Source organism: Clostridium sp. CMCC3677, assembly GCF_023845585.1.
In the GTDB taxonomy this organism is placed as follows: domain Bacteria; phylum Bacillota; class Clostridia; order Clostridiales; family Clostridiaceae; genus Clostridium; species Clostridium aquiflavi.
In genome coordinates this window covers 1-498 of the sequence record NZ_JAMQHS010000037.1, presented here as the reverse complement: position 1 = coordinate 498, position 498 = coordinate 1, and the positions used below count along the sequence as shown (strand labels likewise).

Annotated in this window: 1 protein-coding gene; it reads right to left on the bottom strand. The window is 23.1% G+C overall.

Translation table 11 applies throughout. From position 1 onward, the window contains the following. On the bottom strand, positions 1-498 hold a 498-nt coding region (locus NG901_RS16615), incomplete at both ends, for a hypothetical protein (RefSeq protein ID WP_252217048.1).

Here is a 498-nt window from a genome sequence, read left to right as displayed (position 1 = left end):
TACATTAACCTTGTCATTTTCATTATCAATTAGTGATGTTATTTTTTCTATAGTAACTGGTCTATTTAATTTTACTTCTGCTGAACTTAATGCTTTTATTTCGTCTATTTTACAACTACTTATATAAAAATCTGAATTTTCAAGAATTTCTATTAAATTTACTATACTACCCCTTACTCTAATCTCTGAACTTTTTGATATAACTAATGATTTTAAATTAGCACCAAATATTCTTAATTTTGATTCTTCCTTCACTAATATTTTATTTATTTCTTTTGAACTACTTATGCTTACATTTGAATCCTTATTTAATATTTCAATATTATCTGCTCCACAATTAATATCTACACTTTCAGTAGTATTTACATAAATATTTTTTACTATATCCCCATAAAACTCTACTCCACTTTTTAAATTTACATTCTCGATTTTACTCAATTTATTAATTTCAATTTCCGGTTTGCTTTCATTTGCATTTATTTCTAATTCATTAATGAT